This window comes from Pseudomonas fluorescens (assembly GCF_001902145.1).
GTDB lineage: Bacteria > Pseudomonadota > Gammaproteobacteria > Pseudomonadales > Pseudomonadaceae > Aquipseudomonas > Aquipseudomonas fluorescens_BV.
Map to the genome: position 1 here is coordinate 227,707 of NZ_MRST01000023.1, position 21,042 is coordinate 248,748.

Here is a 21,042-nt window from a genome sequence, read left to right on the forward strand (position 1 = left end):
GGCTTAACACCTTATTCGCCGGCGCAATGCGCCATCCACGACAGGGCGCGTGAGCGCCAAACATAAGCAAATTATATGCCTGATCTCGGGGCCTTTGCCTAGAGCGCGGTAACAATAAAAAAACCGAGGTTTCCATTGACTCCCGCGCGCGCTAGGGAAAGGCGCGATACCCCTGTGTTTACAGGCGGAACTCGTGACCCAGGTACACTTCCTTCACCAGCTCGTTGGCCAGGATGGTTTCGGCATCGCCTTCGGCAATCAGCTGGCCATCATTGACGATATAAGCGGTTTCACAGATATCAAGGGTCTCGCGCACGTTGTGGTCGGTGATCAACACACCAATGCCCTTGGCCTTGAGGTGGTGGATGATCTGTTTGATGTCGCCTACCGAAATCGGGTCGACACCCGCGAAGGGTTCATCCAGCAGGATGAATTTCGGCGCGGTCGCCAGGGCGCGGGCGATTTCCACGCGACGACGTTCACCACCGGACAAGCTCATGCCGAGGTTGTCGCGAATATGGTTGATGTGGAATTCCTGCAGCAGGCTTTCCAGTTCCTGGCGGCGGCCATCGCGATCAAGTTCCTTGCGGGTCTCGAGAATCGCCATGATGTTGTCGGCGACCGACAGTTTGCGGAAGATCGACGCCTCCTGCGGAAGATAGCCGATACCTGCCCGTGCACGACCGTGCATGGGTTGGTGGCTGACGTCCAGGTCGTCGATCAATACGCGACCCTGGTCCGCCTGGACCAGCCCGACGATCATATAGAAGCAGGTGGTTTTGCCGGCACCGTTAGGGCCGAGCAGGCCGACGATCTGGCCGCTGTCGATCGACAGGCTGACGTCGCGTACCACCTGGCGGCTTTTATAGGCCTTGGCCAGATGCTGGGCTTTCAGGGTTGCCATTACTCGGCCTTCTTCTTCGGCTGGATAACCATGTCGATGCGTGGGCGGGGTGCGGTGACCTTGCTGCCGTTGGCGCGACCGGCGTTAGCGATCTGCTTCACGGTGTCATAGGTGATTTTTTCACCTTCGGTGGAGTTGCCGTCCGGGCTCAGCACCTTGGCCTGGTCAATCAGTACGATGCGGTTCTGCTGGGCGTGATACTGGATAGTCTTGCCGTAGCCTTTCATCGGACCTGTATCGGTAGCGGACTGCTTCTGCTCGAAATAAGCCAGGTTGCCCACCGACGTCACCACGTCAATGTCGCCTGCCGCGGTACGCGTCAGGGTCACCGTGTTGCCGGTAATCTTCATCGAACCCTGGGTGATGATCACGCCGCCGGTGTAGGTCGCCACGCCTTGCTTGTCATCGAGCTGCGCGTCGTCAGCCGAAATGTGGATCGGTTGCTGGCTATCGTTCGGCAGAGCCCAGGCGCTCACGCTTCCCAGTGCTGCGCCCAGACCGAGCAAAATAGGGAGAGTTTTAACGAGCCTCATACTGTCCTCTTACGTTCGATAGCAGGTGTATCCTGCTTTCTTTCAAATACGCTTTCATTCCCTTGCCAGTCGATACACCGCCAGCGCCGTCGATTCTAACGTCTTGCTCGGTCTGCGCATATTGCTTCTGTGGGAATACGGTCATGCGACTGCTGGTAATGATGGTGTCGCGGTTCTGCGCGTCTGTACGTGCGACGCGCACCGAGTCGATCAGTTCAACTTCGGTGCCGTCGGGGTTTACCTCGCCACGCTTGCTGGTCACGTGCCAGGGAAATTCGGTGCCGCGATACAGGTTCAGGTCCGGATTGGTCAGCAGGCTGACTTCGGAAGCCTTCAAGTGCTCGACCTTGTCCGATGTCATCTCATACTGCACCTTGCCGTCGGGCAGGTACTGAATGCTGTACGCATTGGTGGCGTAATAGTCGATAAGGCCTTCGTCAACCTGCGCAACAGGCTTGTCGAGAAAGCGCTCCGGGCTGATATTCCAGTAGCCCACCGCCAGGAGCAGCGCGGCGATGACCCCGAATAACAGGAAGTTGCGAATCTTTTTGCTCAGCATATAACGCTCTATAGGTAGGCGGCGTGGGCCGCTTCAAGACTGCCCTGGGCACGCAGGATCAACTCGCAGAACTCGCGGGCGGCACCTTCGCCGCCACGGGCGGTGGTGATGCCATGGGCGTGTTCGCGGACAAATGCCGCGGCATTCGCGACGGCCATGCCCAGGCCCACCCGGCGAATCACCGGCAGGTCAGGCAGGTCGTCACCCAGATAAGCGACCTGTTCATAGCTTAGGTTGAGTTGGCCAAGAAGCTCGTCCAGCACCACCAGTTTATCCTCGCGGCCCTGATACAGGTGAGGAATACCGAGGTTTTGTGCGCGGCGTTCCACAACCGGTGTTTTTCGACCGCTGATAATTGCGGTTTGCACGCCCGCTGCCATCAGCATCTTGATGCCTTGGCCGTCGAGGGTGTTGAACGTCTTGAATTCACTGCCGTCCTCGAGGAAGTACAGGCGGCCATCCGTCAGCACGCCGTCAACGTCGAAAATCGCCAGTTTGATGTCTTTACCGCGTTGCAACAGGTCGCTGTTCATTTACATCACTCCTGCGCGCAGCAAGTCGCCAAGGTTAAGGGCCCCGATCGGCCGGTCATCGTTGTCGACCACGATAAGTGCGCCTATCCGGTGGTCTTCCATGATTTTCAACGCTTCGGCCGCGAGCATTTCGGCGCGGGCGGTCTTGCCGTGAGGGGTCATCACTGCGTCGATGGTGGCGGTATGGATATCAATGGTGCGGTCCAGGGTGCGACGCAGGTCGCCGTCCGTGAATATCCCGGCCAGCCGGCCATCGGTTTCGACGATGGCGGTCATGCCCAGTCCCTTGCGGGTCATTTCCATCAACGCATCCCGAAGCAGGGTACCGCGTGGAACGCTCGGCAGTTCTGTGCCGCTGTGCATGACGTTTTCCACTTTCAGCAACAGGCGACGGCCCAGTGCACCACCGGGATGGGAAAATGCGAAGTCCTCGGCGGTAAACCCGCGAGCCTCCAGCAGCGCCACCGCCAGGGCATCGCCCATCACCAGTGCGGCGGTAGTGGAGGAAGTGGGCGCCAGGTTCAGCGGGCAGGCCTCATGGGCTACGTGCACGTTCAGATTGACGTCGGCGGCCTTGGCCAGCGTTGACTCAGGGTTGCCCGTGAGGCTGATCATCTGGATGCCCAGGCGCTTGATCAGCGGCAGCAGGGTCACGATTTCATTGGTAGTACCGGAGTTGGACAGGGCGAGGATCACGTCGTCCTTGGTGATCATGCCCATGTCACCGTGGCTGGCTTCGGCCGGGTGCACGAAAAACGCGGTGGTCCCGGTGCTCGCCAGGGTCGCTGCGATCTTGTTGCCAATGTGGCCGGACTTGCCCATGCCGACCACCACAACGCGGCCCTTGCTGGCCAGAATCATCTCGCAGGCGCGCACGAAATCCGCGTCGATATGCGCCAGCAAGCCCTCTACGGCTTCAAGCTCAAGGCGTATGGTGCGTTGTGCGGATTGAATAAGGTCGCTGGATTGGCTCATGTCTGAAATCGTATAGCCTGACGAAAAGTCGGCGATTATAGCGGTAATGATCAATTCCCTCACGCAAGTTCGTCAGGCTTTGTGCGCGGGATAACTGAAATCCACCGTCGGTAACACAGCAAGCAACGTTTTTTCCCTGTCTCGAATCTGAACCAGCGCTGTTCCGGCCTTGGGGGCTCTGTACCAGCAGTGATATAGTTCGCCGCCAGTTCGGTCCGCCCAACCCATGTGCTCAACTATTGCGCATCTGTTGAAAACCAAAGTCGCACACATGGTGTCTGAGTGAAAGGCTGCATCCCAAGGAGATTAGATGAGTGCCGATAACGCCTACGCGGTCGAGCTGAAGGGTCTTACCTTCAAGCGCGGTACGCGCAGCATCTTCAATAACGTCGATATTCGCATTCCTCGCGGCAAGGTCACGGGCATCATGGGGCCTTCCGGTTGCGGCAAGACCACCCTGTTGCGCCTGATGGGCATGCAATTGCGCCCCAGTGCCGGGGAAGTGTGGGTCAACGGCCAGAACCTGCCGACGCTGTCGCGCAGCGATCTGTTCGATGCGCGCAAGCATATGGGTGTGCTATTCCAGAGCGGCGCGCTGTTCACCGACCTTGATGTGTTCGAAAACGTAGCCTTCCCGCTGCGGGTGCACACCCAGCTGTCCGATGAAATGATTCGTGACATCGTGTTGCTCAAGCTGCAGGCCGTAGGCCTTCGCGGCGCCATCGACCTGATGCCGGACGAGTTATCCGGCGGCATGAAACGCCGTGTCGCCCTGGCGCGGGCCATTGCCCTCGACCCACAAATCCTCATGTATGACGAGCCATTCGTAGGTCAGGATCCGATCGCCATGGGCGTGTTGGTGCGCCTGATCCGCCTGCTCAACGACGCGTTGGGGATCACCAGTATCGTGGTTTCCCACGACCTGGCTGAAACCGCGAGCATCGCCGACTACCTATATGTAGTGGGTGATGGTCAGGTGCTGGGGCAGGGTACGCCTGAAGAATTGATGAACGCCGATAACCCGCGCATTCGCCAATTCATGACCGGCAACCCCGATGGCCCGGTGCCTTTTCACTTTCCGGCAGCGGACTACCGCTCAGATCTTCTGGGGAAGCGCTGATGCGCAAGACATCTCTTATCGAGAAGGTTCGCCTTTTCGGTCGCTCGGGCATCGACATCGTCGAAGTGCTGGGACGTTCGACCATTTTCCTGTTTCACGCCTTGCTGGGGCGCGGCGGCATCGGCGGCGGCTTTGGCCTGCTGGTCAAGCAGCTGCACTCGGTGGGGGTGATGTCCCTGGTGATCATCGTGGTCTCCGGCGTATTCATCGGCATGGTGCTGGCGCTGCAGGGTTTCAATATCCTTTCCAGCTACGGCTCGGAGCAGGCGGTAGGGCAGATGGTGGCCCTGACCCTGTTGCGTGAGCTTGGCCCAGTGGTCACCGCCTTGTTGTTCGCGGGGCGTGCGGGTTCGGCGCTGACCGCTGAAATCGGCAATATGAAGTCCACCGAGCAGCTGTCCAGCCTGGAAATGATCGGCGTGGACCCGCTCAAGTACATTGTTGCCCCGCGCCTGTGGGCCGGCTTCATCTCCCTGCCACTGCTGGCGATGATTTTCAGCGTGGTCGGTATCTGGGGCGGTTCGTGGGTGGCGGTTGACTGGCTGGGGGTCTACGACGGCTCCTACTGGGCCAACATGCAAAACAGCGTGACCTTCACCGGTGACGTGCTCAACGGCATTATAAAGAGCATTGTCTTTGCCTTTGTGGTGACCTGGATTGCCGTATTCCAAGGCTATGACTGTGAGCCCACTTCAGAGGGGATCAGCCGTGCCACCACCAAGACCGTTGTGTACGCCTCGCTGGCGGTACTGGGCCTTGACTTTATTTTGACCGCCTTGATGTTTGGAGATTTCTGATGCAAAACCGCACTGTGGAGATCGGTGTCGGCCTTTTCTTGCTGGCTGGCATCCTGGCTTTACTGTTGTTGGCCCTGCGAGTCAGCGGCCTTTCGGCCAGCCCTACCGCCGATACCTATAAACTTTACGCGTACTTCGACAATATCGCCGGTCTGACGGTCAGATCCAAAGTGACCATGGCCGGTGTCACCATTGGCAAGGTCACGGCAATCGATCTGGACCGCGACAGCTTCACCGGTCGGGTGACGATGCAACTGGACAAGAAGGTAGATAATCTGCCGACTGACTCCACGGCATCTATCCTTACTGCGGGTCTGCTGGGCGAGAAGTACATCGGTGTCAGCGTGGGTGGGGAAACAGCCCTGCTCAAGGATGGTTCGACCATCCACGACACACAGTCGTCGCTGGTACTTGAAGACCTGATCGGAAAATTTTTGCTCAATACGGTCAATAAAGACGCCAAATGAGGAATCTGCTCATGATCTCTACCTTGCGACGTGGCCTGCTGGTACTGCTTGCCGCATTGCCGATGATGGCCAACGCGGCAGGTTCTGCCCACGATTTGGTGCAGGACACCACCAGCAGAATGCTGGCTGACCTCAAGGCTAATAAAGAACAGTACAAGCAAGACCCTTCCAGGTTCTATGAAGCGCTCAACACGATCGTTGGCCCTGTGGTCGATGCTGAAGGTATTTCCAAAAGCATCATGACCGTCAAGTATTCGCGCAACGCCACGCCTGCGCAGATGCAGACGTTCCAGGAAAACTTCAAGAAGGGTCTGTTCCAGTTCTACGGTAACGCTCTGCTGGAATACAACAACCAAGGCATTATCGTTGATGCGGCCAAGGACGAGTCGGGCGACCGTGCCGAAGTCGGGATGAAAGTCTCCGGCAGCAATGGCTCGGTGTACCCAGTGTCCTACACCCTGACGAAGATCGACGGCGAGTGGAAACTGCGCAATGTGATCATCAACGGTATCAACATCGGCAAGCTGTTCCGTGATCAGTTCGCCGACGCGATGCAGCGCAATGGCAACAACCTGGACAAGACCATCAATGGTTGGGCCGGTGAAGTGGCCAAGGCCAAGGAAGAAACCGACAAAGCTGCCGGGAAGCCTGCGCAATGACCGAGTCGGCTGTTCGTATCGGCGACGCCGGCGAGCTGTTCCTCAGTGGCGTGCTGGATTACCGTACCGGGCCTGACCTGCGCAAGCAGGGCCAGGCGCTGATCAAGGCCAGCAAGGCGCCAGAGCTGGTGCTTGATTGCTCGGCGGTGACCAAGTCCAGCAGCGTCGGCCTGTCGTTGTTGCTGTGCTTCATGCGTGATGCCGAGGCGGCGAAAAAACCGGTCAGCATCCGTGCGTTGCCAGAAGACATGCGCGAAATTGCCGAAGTTTCCGGTTTGACCGAGCTGCTGGCGCATCCTTAATACACATTATTAAAGAAGCCCCCCGTCAGAGTCCTGCTATGCGGGGTTCGCAGGCGCGGGGCTTTTTTGTATGATGTGCGACCCGTGCGCACTGGGCGCCGATAGAGGTTGAGCATGCAGGCCCTAGAAGTTAAGAGCTTCCTTGAAGGAAAGCTGCCTGAAACGACTGTAGAAGTCGAAGGCGAAGGCTGCAATTTCCAGCTGAACGTGATTAGCGATGAACTGGCGGCATTGAGCCCCGTCAAGCGTCAGCAGCAGATCTATGCCCATTTGAACCCATGGATCACCGATGGCAGCATCCATGCGGTCACTATGAAATTTTTCAGCCGCGCGGCCTGGGCCGAGCGCACCTGAGCCCCCAAGGCGTCGAGATTCTTATGGATAAATTAATTATTACCGGCGGTGCCCGCCTTGATGGCGAGATTCGCATTTCCGGTGCGAAAAACTCCGCCTTGCCGATCCTGGCAGCGACCCTGCTGTGCGATGGCCCGGTGACCGTGGCCAACCTGCCGCACCTGCACGACATCACCACCATGATCGAGCTGTTCGGTCGCATGGGCATCGAGCCGGTGATCGACGAGAAGCTGGCCGTCGAAATCGACCCACGCACCATCAAGACCCTGGTCGCTCCGTACGAACTGGTGAAAACCATGCGTGCGTCGATCCTGGTGCTGGGCCCGATGGTTGCCCGTTTCGGCGAAGCCGAAGTAGCCTTGCCTGGCGGTTGCGCCATTGGTTCGCGTCCGGTCGACCTGCACATCCGTGGCCTTGAGGCCATGGGCGCAGTCATCGACGTCGAAGGCGGCTACATCAAGGCCAAGGCGCCGGAAGGCGGCCTGCGCGGCGCGAACTTCTTCTTTGATACCGTCAGCGTCACCGGTACCGAGAACATCATGATGGCCGCTGCCCTGGCCAACGGTCGCAGCGTGCTGCAGAACGCCGCACGCGAGCCGGAAGTGGTCGACCTGGCCAACTTCCTCAACGCCATGGGGGCGAAGGTTTCCGGTGCTGGCACCGACACCATCACTATTGATGGTGTAGAGCGTCTGCATACCGCCACCTACAAAGTCATGCCTGACCGCATCGAGACCGGCACCTACCTGGTTGCCGCTGCCGTGACCGGTGGCCGTGTGAAGGTCAAGGACACCGATCCGACCATCCTGGAAGCCGTCCTGGAAAAACTCAAGGAAGCCGGCGCAGAGATCACCACCGGCGAAGACTGGATCGAGCTGAACATGCATGGCAAGCGGCCAAAAGCCGTCAACGTGCGTACTGCTCCGTACCCGGCGTTCCCGACCGACATGCAAGCGCAGTTCATCTCCTTGAACGCCATTGCCGAAGGCACCGGTGCCGTGATCGAGACCATCTTCGAAAACCGCTTCATGCACGTGTACGAACTGCACCGCATGGGCGCCAAGATCCAGGTCGAAGGCAACACTGCCATCGTCACCGGCATCGACAAGCTCAAGGGCGCGCCAGTAATGGCAACCGACCTGCGTGCCTCGGCCAGCCTGGTGATCTCGGCGCTGTGCGCCGAAGGCGACACCCTGATCGACCGCATCTACCACATAGACCGTGGTTACGAGTGCATCGAAGAGAAACTGCAGATGCTCGGCGCGAAGATTCGCCGCGTACCGGGCTAGTCCCCGCTGCTCTGTAGGAGCGAGCTTGCTCGCGAAGGCCTCATGTGCACCGCGTTGACTCTGAATAAACGCGTTATCGTTGACGTTCTTCGCGAGCAAGCTCGCTCCTACAAACACTGGTTTGTTTCAAGTCGAGGCTGTCATGGCCTCGATCTGTGTCTGGCGCCGTTTGCGACCGGACAGCAATAGCCTGATGAAGGACTGACATTTCCCATGTTGACCATCGCACTGTCCAAGGGCCGCATCCTTGACGACACGTTGCCGCTTCTGGCTGAAGCGGGCATCGTGCCGACCGAGAATCCGGACAAGAGCCGCAAGCTGATCATCCCCACGACCCAGGACGACGTGCGCCTGCTGATCGTGCGGGCTACCGACGTGCCGACCTACGTTGAACATGGCGCTGCCGACCTGGGTGTTGCCGGCAAGGACGTGCTGATGGAATACGGCGGCCAGGGCCTGTACGAGCCCCTGGACCTGCGCATCGCCCTGTGCAAACTGATGACCGCCGGCCGTGTCGGTGATGTCGAGCCCAAGGGCCGCCTTCGGGTCGCCACCAAGTTCGTCAATGTTGCCAAGCGCTATTACGCCGAACAAGGCCGTCAGGTCGATATCATCAAGCTCTACGGCTCCATGGAGCTGGCACCGCTGATCGGCCTGGCCGACAAGATCATCGACGTGGTCGACACCGGCAACACCCTGCGCGCCAACGGTTTGGAGCCCCAGGATTTCATCGCTGACATCAGCTCCCGCCTGATCGTCAACAAAGCATCGATGAAGATGCAGCACGCCCGTATCCAGGCGTTGATCGACACCCTGCGCAAGGCGGTGGAGTCTCGACACCGCGGTTGACTCACCCGCGTAGCCTAAAGGCTGCGCCCGTCTATCCGCCTCATAGCCAGAATTCTCAGGTGCCCAAGCGGAAACGACTGCTAGTTTAGGGCGCCTGAGTTTTTGCCAATTCTATTGAGGCCCTCGCTATGACCACGTCCACTGCAATTGCCCGACTCAACGCTGCCGACCCGGATTTCGCCCATCATCTGGATCATCTGCTGAGCTGGGAAAGCGTGTCCGACGACTCGGTCAACCAGCGGGTGCTCGACATCATCAAGGCCGTGCGTGAGCGCGGTGATGCGGCACTGGTGGACTTCACCCGCCAGTTCGACGGCCTGGACGTGCAGTCCATGGCTGACCTGATCCTGCCGCGTGAACGCCTGGAGCTGGCGCTGACGCGCATCACCGTACCGCAGCGCGAAGCCCTGGAAGTCGCTGCGGCGCGGGTACGCAGCTATCACGAAAAGCAGAAGCAGGACTCCTGGAGCTACACCGAGGCCGACGGCACTGTGCTGGGCCAGAAGGTCACGCCACTGGACCGCGCCGGTTTGTACGTGCCGGGCGGTAAGGCTTCGTATCCGTCGTCGGTGTTGATGAATGCGATCCCGGCCAAAGTCGCGGGCGTGACCGAAGTGGTCATGGTGGTGCCGACCCCGCGTGGCGAAATCAACGAGCTGGTGCTGGCTGCCGCCTGCATCGCCGGTGTCGACCGTGTGTTCACCATCGGTGGCGCCCAGGCCGTAGCGGCGCTGGCCTATGGCACCGAAAGCGTGCCGAAGGTCGACAAAGTGGTCGGCCCCGGCAATATCTACGTCGCGACTGCCAAGCGCCATGTGTTTGGCCAGGTCGGTATCGACATGATCGCCGGTCCTTCCGAAATCCTCGTGGTGTGTGACGGCCAGACCGACCCGGACTGGATTGCCATGGACCTGTTCTCCCAGGCGGAGCACGATGAAGACGCCCAGGCGATCCTGGTCAGCCCCGATGCCGAGTTCCTCGATAAGGTCGCCGCCAGCATCGATAAGCTGCTGCCGACCATGGAACGTGCCGAGATCATCGAGAAGTCGATCAACGGCCGTGGTGCGCTGATTCTGGTGCGTGACATGGAGCAGGCCATTGAAGTGGCCAATCGCATCGCGCCGGAGCACCTGGAGCTGTCCGTGGCAGACCCACAGGCTTGGTTGCCGTCGATTCGACACGCCGGGGCGATCTTCATGGGCCGTCACACCAGCGAAGCCCTGGGCGATTATTGCGCCGGCCCCAATCACGTGTTGCCAACCTCCGGCACTGCGCGTTTCTCATCGCCGCTGGGGGTGTACGACTTCCAGAAGCGCTCGTCGATTATCTTCTGCTCGCCACAAGGCGCTTCCGAACTGGGCAAGACCGCCTCGGTGCTGGCCCGTGGTGAATCCCTCAGCGCACACGCACGCAGCGCTGAATACCGCATCGTCAAGGGAGAGTAAGGCATGAGCAAATTCTGGAGCCCTTTCGTCAAGGACCTGGTGCCTTACGTACCCGGTGAGCAACCGAAGCTGACCAAGCTGGTCAAGCTCAACACCAACGAAAACCCCTACGGCCCATCGCCCAAGGCGCTGGCGGCAATGCAGGCCGAGTTGAACGACAACTTGCGCCTGTACCCGGACCCCAACAGCGACCTGCTCAAGCAGGCCGTGGCCAGGTATTACGGGATCGACGCCGGCAAGGTGTTCCTCGGCAACGGTTCCGATGAAGTTCTGGCGCACATCTTCCATGGCCTGTTCCAACACGATCTGCCACTGCTGTTCCCGGATATCAGCTACAGCTTCTACCCGGTGTACTGCGGCCTGTACGGCATCACGTTCGATGCGGTGGCATTGGACGAGCAGTTCCAGATTCGGGCCGCTGACTATGCCAGGCCCAACGGCGGGATCATCTTCCCCAATCCTAACGCGCCCACCGGCTGCGTATTGGCGCTGGACGCGGTGGAGCAGATCCTCAAGGCCAGCCCGGACTCGGTGGTGGTGGTCGATGAAGCCTATATCGACTTCGGCGGCGAAACCGCCATCAGCCTGGTGGATCGTTACCCGAACCTGCTGGTGACCCAGACCCTGTCCAAATCGCGCTCACTGGCCGGTTTGCGTGTGGGCCTGGCCGTGGGCCACCCGGACCTGATCGAGGCGCTGGAGCGGGTCAAGAACAGCTTCAACTCCTACCCGTTGGATCGGTTGGCGATTGTTGGCGCGGCGGCCGCGTTTGACGACCGTGAATACTTTGAGAAGACCTGCCAGTGGGTGATCGACAGCCGCAACCAGGTCGTCGCGCAATTGCAAGGCAAGGGGTTTGAGGTGTTGCCGTCGGCAGCGAACTTCATCTTTGCGCGTCACCCGCGGTATGACGCTGCAGGGCTGGCCGCCAAGTTGCGTGAGCAAGGGGTGATTGTGCGGCACTTCAAGCAGGAGCGGATTGCCCAGTTCCTGCGGATCAGCATCGGGACGCCGGAGCAGAACCAGGCGCTGATCGACGGGCTCGGCGAGCTCTAACAGACGCTGAAAATCAAATGTGGGAGGGGGCTTGCCCCCGATGGCGGTGGATCAGTCGATTAGATGTTGACTGACACTCCGTCATCGGGGGCAAGCCCCCTCCCACATTCAGTTTTGCGGCGTTAGTTAAAGAAGCGGCTCGTCAGGCTTCTTGTTCTTCCAGCCATCATTGCCCGGCAGCAGCAGGTTCAAGCCAATCGCCACCACCGCACACAGGGCGATGCCCTTGAGGCCGAAATCATCCGGGCCGGTGCCGGTGCCGACCAGCACACCGCCAATCCCGAACACCAGCGTTACCGACACAATCACCAGGTTGCGCGCCTCGCCCAGGTCGATCTTGTGGCGAATCAGCGTGTTCATCCCCACCGCGGCAATCGAGCCGAACAGCAAGCACAGAATCCCGCCCATCACCGGCACCGGGATGCTCTGCAGCAGTGCGCCGAACTTGCCGATGAATGCCAGGCTGATGGCAAACACTGCCGCCCAGGTCATGATTTTCGGGTTGTAATTCTTGGTCAGCATCACGGCGCCGGTCACTTCGGCGTAGGTGGTGTTCGGCGGGCCGCCAAACATGCCGGCAGCCGTGGTGGCGATACCGTCACCCAGCAGCGTGCGATGCAGGCCAGGCTTTTTCAGGTAATCGCGGCCGGTCACGCTGCCTACCGCAATCACACCACCGATATGCTCGATCGCCGGGGCCAGGGCCACTGGGACGATAAACAGGATCGCCTGCCAGTTGAACTCCGGCGCGGTGAAGTGGGGCAGGGCGAACCACGGTGCAGCGGCGATTTTCGCCGTGTCGACCACGCCAAAGTAGAACGACATGGCAAAGCCCACCAGCACGCCGGAAATGATCGGCACCAGGCGGAAAATGCCCTTGCCGAACACCGCCACGATCAAAGTGGTGAGCAGCGCTGGCATCGAAATCAGCATCGCCGTCTGGTAGTGGATCAACTCCGCGCCGTCGCCGGACTTGCCCATGGCCATATTGGCGGCAATCGGCGCCATGGCCAGGCCGATCGAGATGATCACCGGGCCGATAACCACGGGCGGCAGCAGCCGGTCGATAAAACCGGTGCCCTTGACCTTCACGGCCAGGCCCAGGAACGTATAGACGAAACCCGCCGCCATCACCCCGCCCATGGTCGCTGCGAGGCCGAACTGGCCCTTGGCGAGAATGATCGGGGTGATGAACGCGAAGCTCGATGCCAAAAATACCGGCACCTGCCGCCCTGTCACCACCTGGAACAGCAACGTGCCCAGGCCTGCGGTAAACAGCGCGACGTTTGGATCAAGACCTGTGATCAGCGGCATCAACACCAACGCACCAAATGCTACGAAGAGCATTTGTGCGCCAGACAGGATCTGGCGCCAAAGCGGGTCGTTGAATTCATCCTGCATGCTCACGCGTCCTTCTGCTTGGTGCCGAAGATCTTGTCACCGGCATCGCCCAGGCCCGGGATGATGTAGCCGTGTTCATTCAGGCGCTCATCGATGGATGCGGTGTAGATCTGCACGTCCGGGTGGGCCTTCTCGACGGCGGCGATGCCTTCGGGCGCGGCCACCAGGACCATGGCGCGGATGTCCCGGCAACCGGCTTTTTTCAGCAGGTCGATGGTGGCGACCATGGAACTGCCGGTGGCGAGCATCGGGTCGATGATCATGGCCAGGCGCTCGTTGATTTCCGGGACGAGTTTTTCCAGGTAGGTGTGGGCCTGCAGTGTTTCTTCATTGCGGGCCACGCCCACGGCGCTGACCTTGGCGCCCGGAATCAGGCTGAGTACACCTTCAAGCATGCCGATACCGGCGCGCAGGATCGGCACCACGGTAATTTTCTTACCGGCGATTTTCTCCACTTGTACGGGACCGGCCCAGCCGGGGATCTCGTAGGTTTCCAGGGGCAAATCCTTGGTGGCTTCGTAAGTGAGCAGCGCTCCGACTTCCTGAGCAAGCTCACGGAAGTTCTTCGTGCTAATGTCGGCACGGCGCATAAGGCCGAGTTTGTGTCGGATCAGCGGGTGGCGGATCTCGCGAGTGGGCATAGGAAAGGCTCCGGCGGCGGGCAAAAAAACCGGCCTAGATTAATCTATCCGAGGGTGTTGTCCTATAGACATCAAGTACGTTAGTCCATAAAGGCTTGATTGGAGCGCACGAGAAGCGTACCTTCGCCCGCTTTTCTTGCCACAGCACCCCCTGGAGAGCGCCATGTCTGCTGATCTCGAGCATATCCGTCAAATCATGCACGAGGCTGACTGCCTGTACACCGAAGCGCAAGTCGAAGCAGCGATCGCCAAGGTCGGCGCGCACATCACCCGCGAAATGGCCGATACCAACCCGGTGGTCTTTTGCGTGATGAACGGTGGCCTGATCTTCGCCGGCAAATTGCTGACTCACCTGCAGTTCCCGTTGGAAGCTTCTTATCTGCACGCCACCCGCTATCGCAATGAAACCAGCGGCGGCGACTTGTTCTGGAAGGCCAAACCGGAAGTGTCGTTCATCGACCGCGATGTGCTGATCATCGATGACATTCTCGATGAAGGTCACACCCTGGGTGCGATCATCGACTTCTGCAAACATGCCGGCGCACGCAAAGTGCACACCGCCGTGCTGATCGACAAAGACCACGACCGCAAGGCTCGTCCTGAGCTGAAGGCCGATTTTGTCGGGTTGCCGTGCGTTGACCGTTATATCTTCGGGTATGGCATGGACTACAAGGGCTACTGGCGTAACGCCAATGGCATCTACGCCGTTAAAGGGATGTAATCGTTAGACGCTGTTTGCCGAGCTGGCCGAGGGGGCTTGATTTCTCACCGCTTTCGAAGCCGGCGTCGCGCAGGTAGACTTCAAACCCCGTGTAAATGTCTGCAGGCTGGAGTCGGTAATGCGTAAAGATAAGAAACAGGTGATTGGCGACGAAATCGGTGACGACCAGATCAAGTTGTTCCTGGGTTTCGAGCCGGTTGATGCGACGTCACCGTCCCTGCATAAACTGATCAAGGCTTACCGTGGCCTGCGTATCGACGACTTCGAGCGTTTCCTGGGGTTCTTCAAGGCAGCAGGCCTGGATCTGGATGGCAAGGATGAGCACGGCCAGACCTTCGTTGACCTGATCAAGGACCAGCGCAACGCCGCCGAATACATCGAGCTGATCGACAATGCCCGCGGCTGATTATCCGAGCTAAGAAAAACGCCCCGGCCTCATGAGGGTCCGGGGCGTTTTGCTTTTAACGGTAGGAGCGAGCTTGCTCGCGAAGAGCCCGAGAGCGCCGCGTCAAACCAGATGCGCTGCGTTATCGTTATCGTTTTTCGCGAGCGAGCTCGCTCCTACAGGATCCACCAGCTCCAGGCTGATGTTGTTCTGCGTGTTGATCTTGCGATACAGCTCGGCGTCCGTCTCCAGCACTTTCTCGCGCGCCGGGAAGATCTCATGCAGCTTGGTGGCCCATTCACCGGCGGCTTTCTGCGGGAAGCAGCGCTCGATCAGCTCCAGCATGATCGAGACGGTGACCGAAGCACCAGGAGACGCGCCCAACAGTGCCGCAAGCGAACCGTCCTTGGCCGCGACCAGTTCGGTGCCGAACTGCAGCACGCCGCCTTTCTTCGGGTCTTTCTTGATGATTTGCACGCGCTGGCCGGCCACTTCCAGGCGCCAGTCTTCGGCTTTCGCCTCGGGGTAGAAGCGACGCAGGGATTCCAGGCGCTGTTCCATGGACTGGCGCACTTCGCTGACCAGGTACTTGGTCAGGTCCATGTTGTCGCGGGCCACGGCCAGCATCGGGCCGATGTTGCCGGCGCGAATCGACATCGGCAGGTCAAGGAACGAGCCGTGTTTGAGGAACTTGGTGGTGAAGCCGGCGTATGGCCCGAACAGCAGGGATTTCTTGCCATCCACCACGCGGGTGTCCAGGTGCGGCACGGACATCGGCGGCGAGCCCACGGCAGCCTGGCTGTAGACCTTGGCCTGGTGCTGCTTGACCACTTCCGGGTTGTCACAACGCAGCCACTGGCCGCTCACCGGGAAGCCGCCGAAGCCTTTGCTCTCTTCGATGCCCGAGGCCTGCAGCAACGGCAGTGCCGCACCGCCAGCGCCGAGGAATACGAACTTGGCATCCACGTCACGGCTGTTACCGCTGTTGACGTCCTTGATGCTCACGGTCCAACCCGCGCCGTTACGCTTGAGGCCGGTCACGCGCTTGCAGTACTTGACCTGGGCGTCCGGCGAGCTGGTCAGGTGGCTGAGCAGCTGATTGGTCAGGGCGCCAAAGTTGACGTCTGTGCCGTTCATCACACGGGTGGCGGCGATTTTTTCGTCGAGCGGGCGGCCCGGCATCATCAGCGGCATCCACTCGGCCATTTCGCTGCGGTCTTCGGTGTAGTGCATGTCCGAAAACGCGTGGTGCTGGCTGAGAGTCTCAAAGCGCTTCTTGAGGAAGGAGACGCCTTTGTCGCCCTGCACGAAGCTCAGGTGCGGCACCGGGCTGATGAATGACCTGGACGAGCCAAAGGTGCCCTTCTTGGTCAGGTAAGCCCAGAACTGCTTCGACACCTCGAACTGGGTGTTGATGTGCACGGCTTTCTTGATGTCGATGGAACCATCGGCGGCCTGCGGCGTGTAGTTCAGCTCACACAGCCCCGCGTGGCCGGTACCGGCGTTGTTCCACGGGTTGGAACTCTCCGCGGCACCCGAATCCATCAGCTCAACGACTTCCAGCGTGAGGCCGGGGTCGAGCTCTTTGAGCAGTACGGCCAGGGTGGCACTCATGATGCCGGCCCCTACCAGTACTACGTCGACTGCTTCGTTATGCGCCATTTAACGCGTCTCCAAAATCTGCAGCACCAAATTGTCGGCATGGCTGCCAGGAGTGACGGGGCGGTTCACGTGTTGCCCCAGGTTACCCATGGCCAGGATCGCCATGTCCGATTCGCAATTCTTTGCAACTTCAGCACACGCTTCCTGCCGGGCTAATCTGCCTATGAACGCATTCATGGGCGCCTGTGGCAATTCGACTTATGGTCAAAGCGTGCGATTCGTGCAACCAATCCGTAGCGGACAGGCTCAAGCTCCGGTTTTTGAGGCGTGCTCGGTCCTGTGTAATTGGGCTGTTCCAGACGCTGATGGTGCTTGTACAAACGCCAAACTATTCATTTGCTCGCCACACTCTTGTGAAGTTGTGAAAACCCGTTTTTTCACGCTCTTTTGAAGACGTGAACCTCAAAAAAGGGCTGCCCCAGCCTGGCACCTGGCCCGTAAACCTCTGCCGACATGCGGCAAAACGGGCAAACAGCTCAAGTGGCCGAGCGCAATGGCAGCTCTGGCAGATTCGATAAAAGACGGGGTGGTTTGCAAAGGAAACAGCAAGCACGCCAGCTTCACTCGATCTGTGTGGGCGGCTCTCTGTGGGCGATTTGGGGGCTAATGCCTGGGCATTAACGATGCTGCGGGGCCCGATCAGGAGACGTCCTTATAATCGGGGGGAGATTGTAGCGAAGAACGCCAGGGAAATGGGCGTGTTTTATGACTTTTATTAGGTCCCCGGTCAGGAGGCCAACGCTTGCTGGTGCCGTGGGCGAAAAACCTGTGGGCTGACCCGGGCGCTGGCCGGCAGTGGGCGGTGCATCCAGCCCAGGTGAGTCTCGGTCACTTCTACCCAGCCTTCACCGACGGGCGGCAGGCTGCACTGCTTGAAGGCCAGGCAATGACCGTGGGCATCGAGCAGGGCAAAGTGGCGATGACGGGCGTGGGACATGAACAGGGTCTTGAGAAGGCGCATGGCTGTGTACCTAGTGTGTTACATGCTTGAAGGTTGCCAGTGTGGCATGACACTGGAGTGACGAATTTATGCGAATTTGTAATTTGCACAGGGGCTTCAGCCGCCGTTCAGGATCGCTGGTGAGTGGTGCGCGTGCACCGTTATACTGGCGTCCTGTCTGCACCTAGTCCTGGAGAAATGCGTATGTTGCAACGCCTGTTGTTCGGTTTGATCACTGTGACCAGTTTGACCCTTGTCGGCTGCGCCAACAGCCCGCAACAACTCAGCCCGCAACCTAAAGTCACCGCGCAGTTGGCTGCGGTAGGCCACGGCCAGCCGGTGTCGGTACGCGTGGTGGACGGTCGCCCGTCGCCAACCCTGGGCTCGCGTGGCGGCCTGTACCCGGAGACTGCGCTGATTTCGGTGAACGGCCAGGATGTGCTGCCCAAGTTGCAGGCCCAGGCGGAAGCCGCTGTGCGTTTGCTGGGCTTTACCCCGACCAACTCGCCAGGCGTGCCGCAACTGACCGTGACCCTGGCCGAGCTGAAATACCAGTCGCCCAAAGACGGCCTGTATGTGACCGAGGCTTCCATCGGCGCTACCTTCAAGTCTGACGTCAGTGCCGGTACCCGCCGCTACAGTGGCCGCTACGCTGCCTCGCTCAACCAGCGGTTCGGCATGTCGCCCAACCAGGAAACCAACACCAAGCTGGTTAGCGACGTGCTCAGTGATGCCTTGACCCGCCTGTTCAAGGACCCAAGCATCGGCCAACTGCTCAGCGCGCAATAAACCGTTCACAAAAAACCGGGCTCATCGCTGAGCCCGGTTTTTTTGTGCCTGTGGTTTTTGTCATGCGGCCGTATCGACATAAAAGTCCAGCATGCTCACACCGGTAAGCAGATCCAGCTCCGGCAGATCGGCATGCTGGTGTCCGCCGAGGGCGCAATACACTAGCCAATGGCAGTCCTGAACATTGAACGCGAGGCTGCCAATCAGCGCCTCCTGTTCATCACTCTGGGCGATCAGATACAGCCGATCCTGGTTTTGCGCATGCAACATGACAAGTTCCTCAAGCGTCGAAGGGCAACAGAGTGGCTTGTTAAGGTGACGTTCAGGTGACGGCGTAAATTACTGGATACATTAGCCGTCAATGGGGAAGGAGCATTAAAGGCGCAGGAGGCGACTATCGTTCAGGTGTGTATCTGGACTGATACCCGAAGACTGGTTCACCGAGGTTTGCGATGGCGCTGCCCGCACTGCTCATCAATATTGTTGCCCTGTTGGTTGCCTGCTCGGGTGCCTGGGTGCTGTTCATCACCCGTCTGCATGCGCAACGTGCGATGGCCGATCTGGCGCTGCGCAGCGAAGAGCGCCCTATCGACCAACCGATGCTGTTTCTGGATACACGCACCGAACGGGCGCATCGCCTGGCGTACCGCGTCGGGTTCGCCTGCCTTGGCCTGGCCATGGCCATCTCCTGGCTCAGCACCCACTTCTAACTCCACTGCAAACCAAATGTGGGAGCGGGCTTGCCCGCGAAGGCGGTGTATCAGCCACTGGATCTTTAACTGAACCACCGCTATCGCAGGCAAGCCAGCTCCCACACTGGCCACGTACTGCCCGCAGAATCAGCGCCTGCCACATATCCCCTGTGGGCTCACATATTAGAGGGGGATCCCGGCCTTGACTCGGTATTGGTTGCGTACCGGCGTCGCATACTGCACCACCAGATAAGGCCGGTGCTCCGCCGGGCACCCGTTCAAGCGCCGCTCCCATTCCGCCTTGGCCTTGGCCAGCTCATCGGCCGGGAACATGTCCCCCGCCTTGGGCACCTGCAATTGCGGGTCGGCATCACTCCACTGCGCGTAGGCCAGGTAGTGCACCGGAAACAAGCGATAGCCCCCCAGGATCTGCCGGTCCATTTCTGCCGCCAGCAGCTTGGTGTCTTCAAAACGCTCGGTGATCGGCGGCGCAAAGTTCACGTGCACCCGGCCTTTATAGCCGGTAATGCCCAGGGCAATGCTCACATCATCCTCGCCCGGTGCCTTGGTGTAGGTGCCGGTGGTGGCGCGGATATACAACTCGCGTGCCTTGGCGGCATCGCAGGGGTCGTATTCGTAGCTGATGGACACTGGCGTCAGGTTCAACGACTGGATGACCTCGGCAAACGGCTCGTCCTTGCGGCTGACGTGGAACATCTTGAGGATCGCCGATTCGGTACGGTCATCGCCATCCTTGGCCCGGCCTTCAGCCTGGGCAATCCAGATCGACTGGCAGTCGTTGCGGATCGAATGGTTGATGTAGGCCGACAGCAGGTTGTAGGCCGCCATCTTCTCCTTTCGCCCGGTAATCGAACGGTGCACGATGAAGCTCTTGTTCAGGCGCATCAGGTCGCTGACAAACGGCTTTTGCAGCAGGTTATCGCCGATGGCGATGCGCGGCGTCGGCAGGCCGGCGTGGTACACGGCGTAGTTGACGAAGGCCGGGTCCATCACGATGTCGCGGTGGTTGGCCAGGAACAGGTAGGCGGTGCCGGATTTCAGTTGCTCGACGCCGGTATAGGTCACGCCGTCGGTCGCCCGGTCAATGGTGTGGTCAACGTAGTACTCGACCTTGTCCTGCAGCGTGGCCACGGTGGTGACGCCAGCGAACTCGCGGCGCAGTTTTCGCGCAATCATTGGCTTGAGCAGCCAGCCCAGGGCGCCGGCAAAGCGCGGGAAGCGGAAGTGGGTCAGGATGTCCAGAAAGGCCTTGTCACTGAACAGACGTGCCAGCACTGCCGGGACTTCGCTGTCGTTGTAAGGTCGGATGGTATCGAATTCGCCCATCATGCTCTCTTGTTAGAAACGGCTAGGGTAAGTAAAGGAAATAGCAGGGGCGGCGTGAGTAAACTGGCTCTGCCGGAAATAGCCCTGTAAATAGACCGGCGATTATACGCACAAGTCACCTAGGAGACTGCGATGCTCGAAACTGCGCTGTACGATTGTCCTTATTGTGGCGAAGAGGTCGAGACGACGGTGGATTTGTCTGGCGGGGACCAGACCTATATAGAAGACTGCCAAGTGTGTTGCCGGCCGATCACGTTCGACCTGCAAGTTCATGGTGACGAGTGGATGCTTGAAACCCGCAGCGAAAATGAATGACAGGTACGCCCCATGCAGCGAATCTACGAACCGGAAAACCTGATGGAGGGCGAGTTGCTGCAGCAGATGCTTGCCAGTGAAGGCATCGACGCGCACCTGGTGGGGCGCCATTTGCTCGGCGGCACGGGCGAGTTGCCGATGTTCGGCTTGCTGGGGCTGGAGGTCGATAACGACCAGGCCGCCTGCGCCCGCGAGCTGATCACCGCCTATATCGGCGCCCAACCTTTGCCCGGCGACGAACCCGACAGCTTCCCCGACGTATTGGTCTGTTAGGCTGTCGGTCGGTTTACCCCAAGAGTCGTGTTGC

General features: G+C 59.6%; 27 protein-coding genes. 16 read left to right on the top strand and 11 right to left on the bottom strand.

Features of this window, described 5'->3' with window-relative positions:
- Positions 1–178: 178 nt before the first annotated feature.
- The 5 genes from lptB to BUE92_RS12860 are packed head-to-tail and all read right to left on the bottom strand — an operon-like array spanning position 179 to position 3,504.
- A complete protein-coding gene (gene lptB, locus BUE92_RS12840; RefSeq protein ID WP_003188582.1) occupies positions 179–904 on the bottom strand; it encodes an LPS export ABC transporter ATP-binding protein in 726 nt (241 codons plus the stop codon).
- Entirely contained in the window at positions 904–1,437 is a 534-nt protein-coding gene (gene lptA / locus BUE92_RS12845) for a lipopolysaccharide transport periplasmic protein LptA (RefSeq protein ID WP_073524061.1), read from the bottom strand. Before lptA ends, lptB begins: the two co-directional genes overlap by 1 nt.
- Complete coding sequence (gene lptC, locus BUE92_RS12850; RefSeq protein ID WP_014716937.1) at positions 1,424–1,996, bottom strand: LPS export ABC transporter periplasmic protein LptC; 573 nt, start codon at positions 1,994–1,996, stop codon at positions 1,424–1,426. The genes lptA and lptC overlap by 14 nt, the downstream gene beginning before the upstream one ends.
- An 8-nt stretch (positions 1,997–2,004) precedes the next feature.
- Positions 2,005–2,529, bottom strand: coding sequence for a KdsC family phosphatase (locus BUE92_RS12855; RefSeq protein WP_054897015.1), 525 nt, complete (start codon positions 2,527–2,529; stop codon positions 2,005–2,007).
- The gene (locus BUE92_RS12860; RefSeq protein WP_073524062.1) at positions 2,530–3,504 is read right to left on the bottom strand and encodes a KpsF/GutQ family sugar-phosphate isomerase; all 975 of its coding nucleotides are present in this window, start codon (positions 3,502–3,504) and stop codon (positions 2,530–2,532) included.
- A 310-nt stretch (positions 3,505–3,814) separates the two neighbouring features.
- On the opposite strand from BUE92_RS12860, the gene BUE92_RS12865 reads away from it, so the two are divergent.
- The 10 genes from BUE92_RS12865 (at position 3,815) to hisC (ending at position 11,842) form a co-directional block, all read left to right on the top strand.
- Positions 3,815–4,624 (top strand): ATP-binding cassette domain-containing protein, encoded by an 810-nt coding sequence (locus BUE92_RS12865; protein WP_003188590.1) that lies wholly within the window; start codon positions 3,815–3,817, stop codon positions 4,622–4,624.
- On the top strand, positions 4,624–5,421 hold the full coding sequence (mlaE, locus tag BUE92_RS12870; RefSeq protein WP_003188592.1) for a lipid asymmetry maintenance ABC transporter permease subunit MlaE: 798 nt from the start codon (positions 4,624–4,626) through the stop codon (positions 5,419–5,421). The genes BUE92_RS12865 and mlaE overlap by 1 nt, the downstream gene beginning before the upstream one ends.
- Positions 5,421–5,888, top strand: a complete 468-nt coding sequence (gene mlaD / locus BUE92_RS12875; RefSeq protein ID WP_003188593.1) for an outer membrane lipid asymmetry maintenance protein MlaD — start codon at positions 5,421–5,423, stop codon at positions 5,886–5,888. The genes mlaE and mlaD overlap by 1 nt, the downstream gene beginning before the upstream one ends.
- Before the next feature lie 11 nt (positions 5,889–5,899).
- The gene (locus tag BUE92_RS12880) at positions 5,900–6,547 is read left to right on the top strand and encodes an MlaC/ttg2D family ABC transporter substrate-binding protein (RefSeq protein ID WP_073524063.1); all 648 of its coding nucleotides are present in this window, start codon (positions 5,900–5,902) and stop codon (positions 6,545–6,547) included.
- A complete protein-coding gene (locus tag BUE92_RS12885; RefSeq protein ID WP_003188596.1) occupies positions 6,544–6,849 on the top strand; it encodes an STAS domain-containing protein in 306 nt (101 codons plus the stop codon). The genes BUE92_RS12880 and BUE92_RS12885 overlap by 4 nt, the downstream gene beginning before the upstream one ends.
- Before the next feature lie 114 nt (positions 6,850–6,963).
- Positions 6,964–7,203: a BolA family protein gene (locus BUE92_RS12890; RefSeq protein ID WP_003188597.1), complete on the top strand. Its 240-nt coding sequence runs from the start codon at positions 6,964–6,966 to the stop codon at positions 7,201–7,203.
- Between the two features lie 23 nt (positions 7,204–7,226).
- Positions 7,227–8,492: a UDP-N-acetylglucosamine 1-carboxyvinyltransferase gene (murA, locus tag BUE92_RS12895; RefSeq protein WP_034126315.1), complete on the top strand. Its 1,266-nt coding sequence runs from the start codon at positions 7,227–7,229 to the stop codon at positions 8,490–8,492.
- A gap of 213 nt (positions 8,493–8,705) precedes the next feature.
- Positions 8,706–9,341, top strand: coding sequence for an ATP phosphoribosyltransferase (gene hisG / locus BUE92_RS12900; RefSeq protein WP_003188599.1), 636 nt, complete (start codon positions 8,706–8,708; stop codon positions 9,339–9,341).
- Positions 9,342–9,469: 128 nt separating this feature from the next.
- Positions 9,470–10,786 (top strand): histidinol dehydrogenase, encoded by a 1,317-nt coding sequence (gene hisD / locus BUE92_RS12905; protein WP_073524064.1) that lies wholly within the window; start codon positions 9,470–9,472, stop codon positions 10,784–10,786.
- 3 nt (positions 10,787–10,789) lie between these two features.
- Positions 10,790–11,842 (top strand): histidinol-phosphate transaminase, encoded by a 1,053-nt coding sequence (gene hisC / locus BUE92_RS12910; protein ID WP_073524065.1) that lies wholly within the window; start codon positions 10,790–10,792, stop codon positions 11,840–11,842.
- Positions 11,843–11,968: 126 nt separating this feature from the next.
- Here the strand turns inward: hisC and BUE92_RS12915 are convergent, their stop codons facing one another.
- Entirely contained in the window at positions 11,969–13,243 is a 1,275-nt protein-coding gene (locus BUE92_RS12915) for a uracil-xanthine permease family protein (RefSeq protein ID WP_003188606.1), read from the bottom strand.
- 2 nt (positions 13,244–13,245) lie between these two features.
- Entirely contained in the window at positions 13,246–13,884 is a 639-nt protein-coding gene (gene upp, locus BUE92_RS12920) for a uracil phosphoribosyltransferase (protein ID WP_003188608.1), read from the bottom strand.
- A gap of 163 nt (positions 13,885–14,047) precedes the next feature.
- On the opposite strand from upp, the gene BUE92_RS12925 reads away from it, so the two are divergent.
- Positions 14,048–14,605, top strand: a complete 558-nt coding sequence (locus tag BUE92_RS12925) for a hypoxanthine-guanine phosphoribosyltransferase (protein WP_003188610.1) — start codon at positions 14,048–14,050, stop codon at positions 14,603–14,605.
- A 118-nt stretch (positions 14,606–14,723) separates the two neighbouring features.
- Entirely contained in the window at positions 14,724–15,011 is a 288-nt protein-coding gene (locus BUE92_RS12930) for a PA4642 family protein (protein WP_073524066.1), read from the top strand.
- Between the two features lie 102 nt (positions 15,012–15,113).
- Here BUE92_RS12930 and mqo read toward each other — a convergent pair whose 3' ends face one another.
- Both mqo and BUE92_RS12940 read right to left on the bottom strand, forming a co-directional pair.
- A complete protein-coding gene (gene mqo / locus BUE92_RS12935) occupies positions 15,114–16,652 on the bottom strand; it encodes a malate dehydrogenase (quinone) (protein ID WP_073524068.1) in 1,539 nt (512 codons plus the stop codon).
- A 727-nt stretch (positions 16,653–17,379) separates the two neighbouring features.
- Positions 17,380–17,613 (bottom strand): hypothetical protein, encoded by a 234-nt coding sequence (locus BUE92_RS12940; protein WP_073524070.1) that lies wholly within the window; start codon positions 17,611–17,613, stop codon positions 17,380–17,382.
- 183 nt (positions 17,614–17,796) lie between these two features.
- Between BUE92_RS12940 and BUE92_RS12945 the strand changes: the two genes are divergently transcribed.
- Positions 17,797–18,381, top strand: a complete 585-nt coding sequence (locus tag BUE92_RS12945) for a YajG family lipoprotein (RefSeq protein ID WP_034126321.1) — start codon at positions 17,797–17,799, stop codon at positions 18,379–18,381.
- Between the two features lie 60 nt (positions 18,382–18,441).
- Here the strand turns inward: BUE92_RS12945 and BUE92_RS12950 are convergent, their stop codons facing one another.
- The gene (locus BUE92_RS12950) at positions 18,442–18,651 is read right to left on the bottom strand and encodes a hypothetical protein (RefSeq protein WP_073524072.1); all 210 of its coding nucleotides are present in this window, start codon (positions 18,649–18,651) and stop codon (positions 18,442–18,444) included.
- A gap of 182 nt (positions 18,652–18,833) precedes the next feature.
- On the opposite strand from BUE92_RS12950, the gene BUE92_RS12955 reads away from it, so the two are divergent.
- Positions 18,834–19,091, top strand: a complete 258-nt coding sequence (locus BUE92_RS12955; RefSeq protein WP_073524075.1) for a hypothetical protein — start codon at positions 18,834–18,836, stop codon at positions 19,089–19,091.
- Positions 19,092–19,256: 165 nt separating this feature from the next.
- Here the strand turns inward: BUE92_RS12955 and BUE92_RS12960 are convergent, their stop codons facing one another.
- The gene (locus BUE92_RS12960) at positions 19,257–20,420 is read right to left on the bottom strand and encodes a 1-acyl-sn-glycerol-3-phosphate acyltransferase (protein ID WP_178380706.1); all 1,164 of its coding nucleotides are present in this window, start codon (positions 20,418–20,420) and stop codon (positions 19,257–19,259) included.
- Between the two features lie 132 nt (positions 20,421–20,552).
- On the opposite strand from BUE92_RS12960, the gene BUE92_RS12965 reads away from it, so the two are divergent.
- Both BUE92_RS12965 and BUE92_RS12970 read left to right on the top strand, forming a co-directional pair.
- Positions 20,553–20,735, top strand: a complete 183-nt coding sequence (locus BUE92_RS12965) for a CPXCG motif-containing cysteine-rich protein (protein WP_073524079.1) — start codon at positions 20,553–20,555, stop codon at positions 20,733–20,735.
- 12 nt (positions 20,736–20,747) lie between these two features.
- Complete coding sequence (locus tag BUE92_RS12970; protein ID WP_073524082.1) at positions 20,748–21,008, top strand: putative signal transducing protein; 261 nt, start codon at positions 20,748–20,750, stop codon at positions 21,006–21,008.
- The last annotated feature ends 34 nt before the right edge of the window (positions 21,009–21,042 follow it).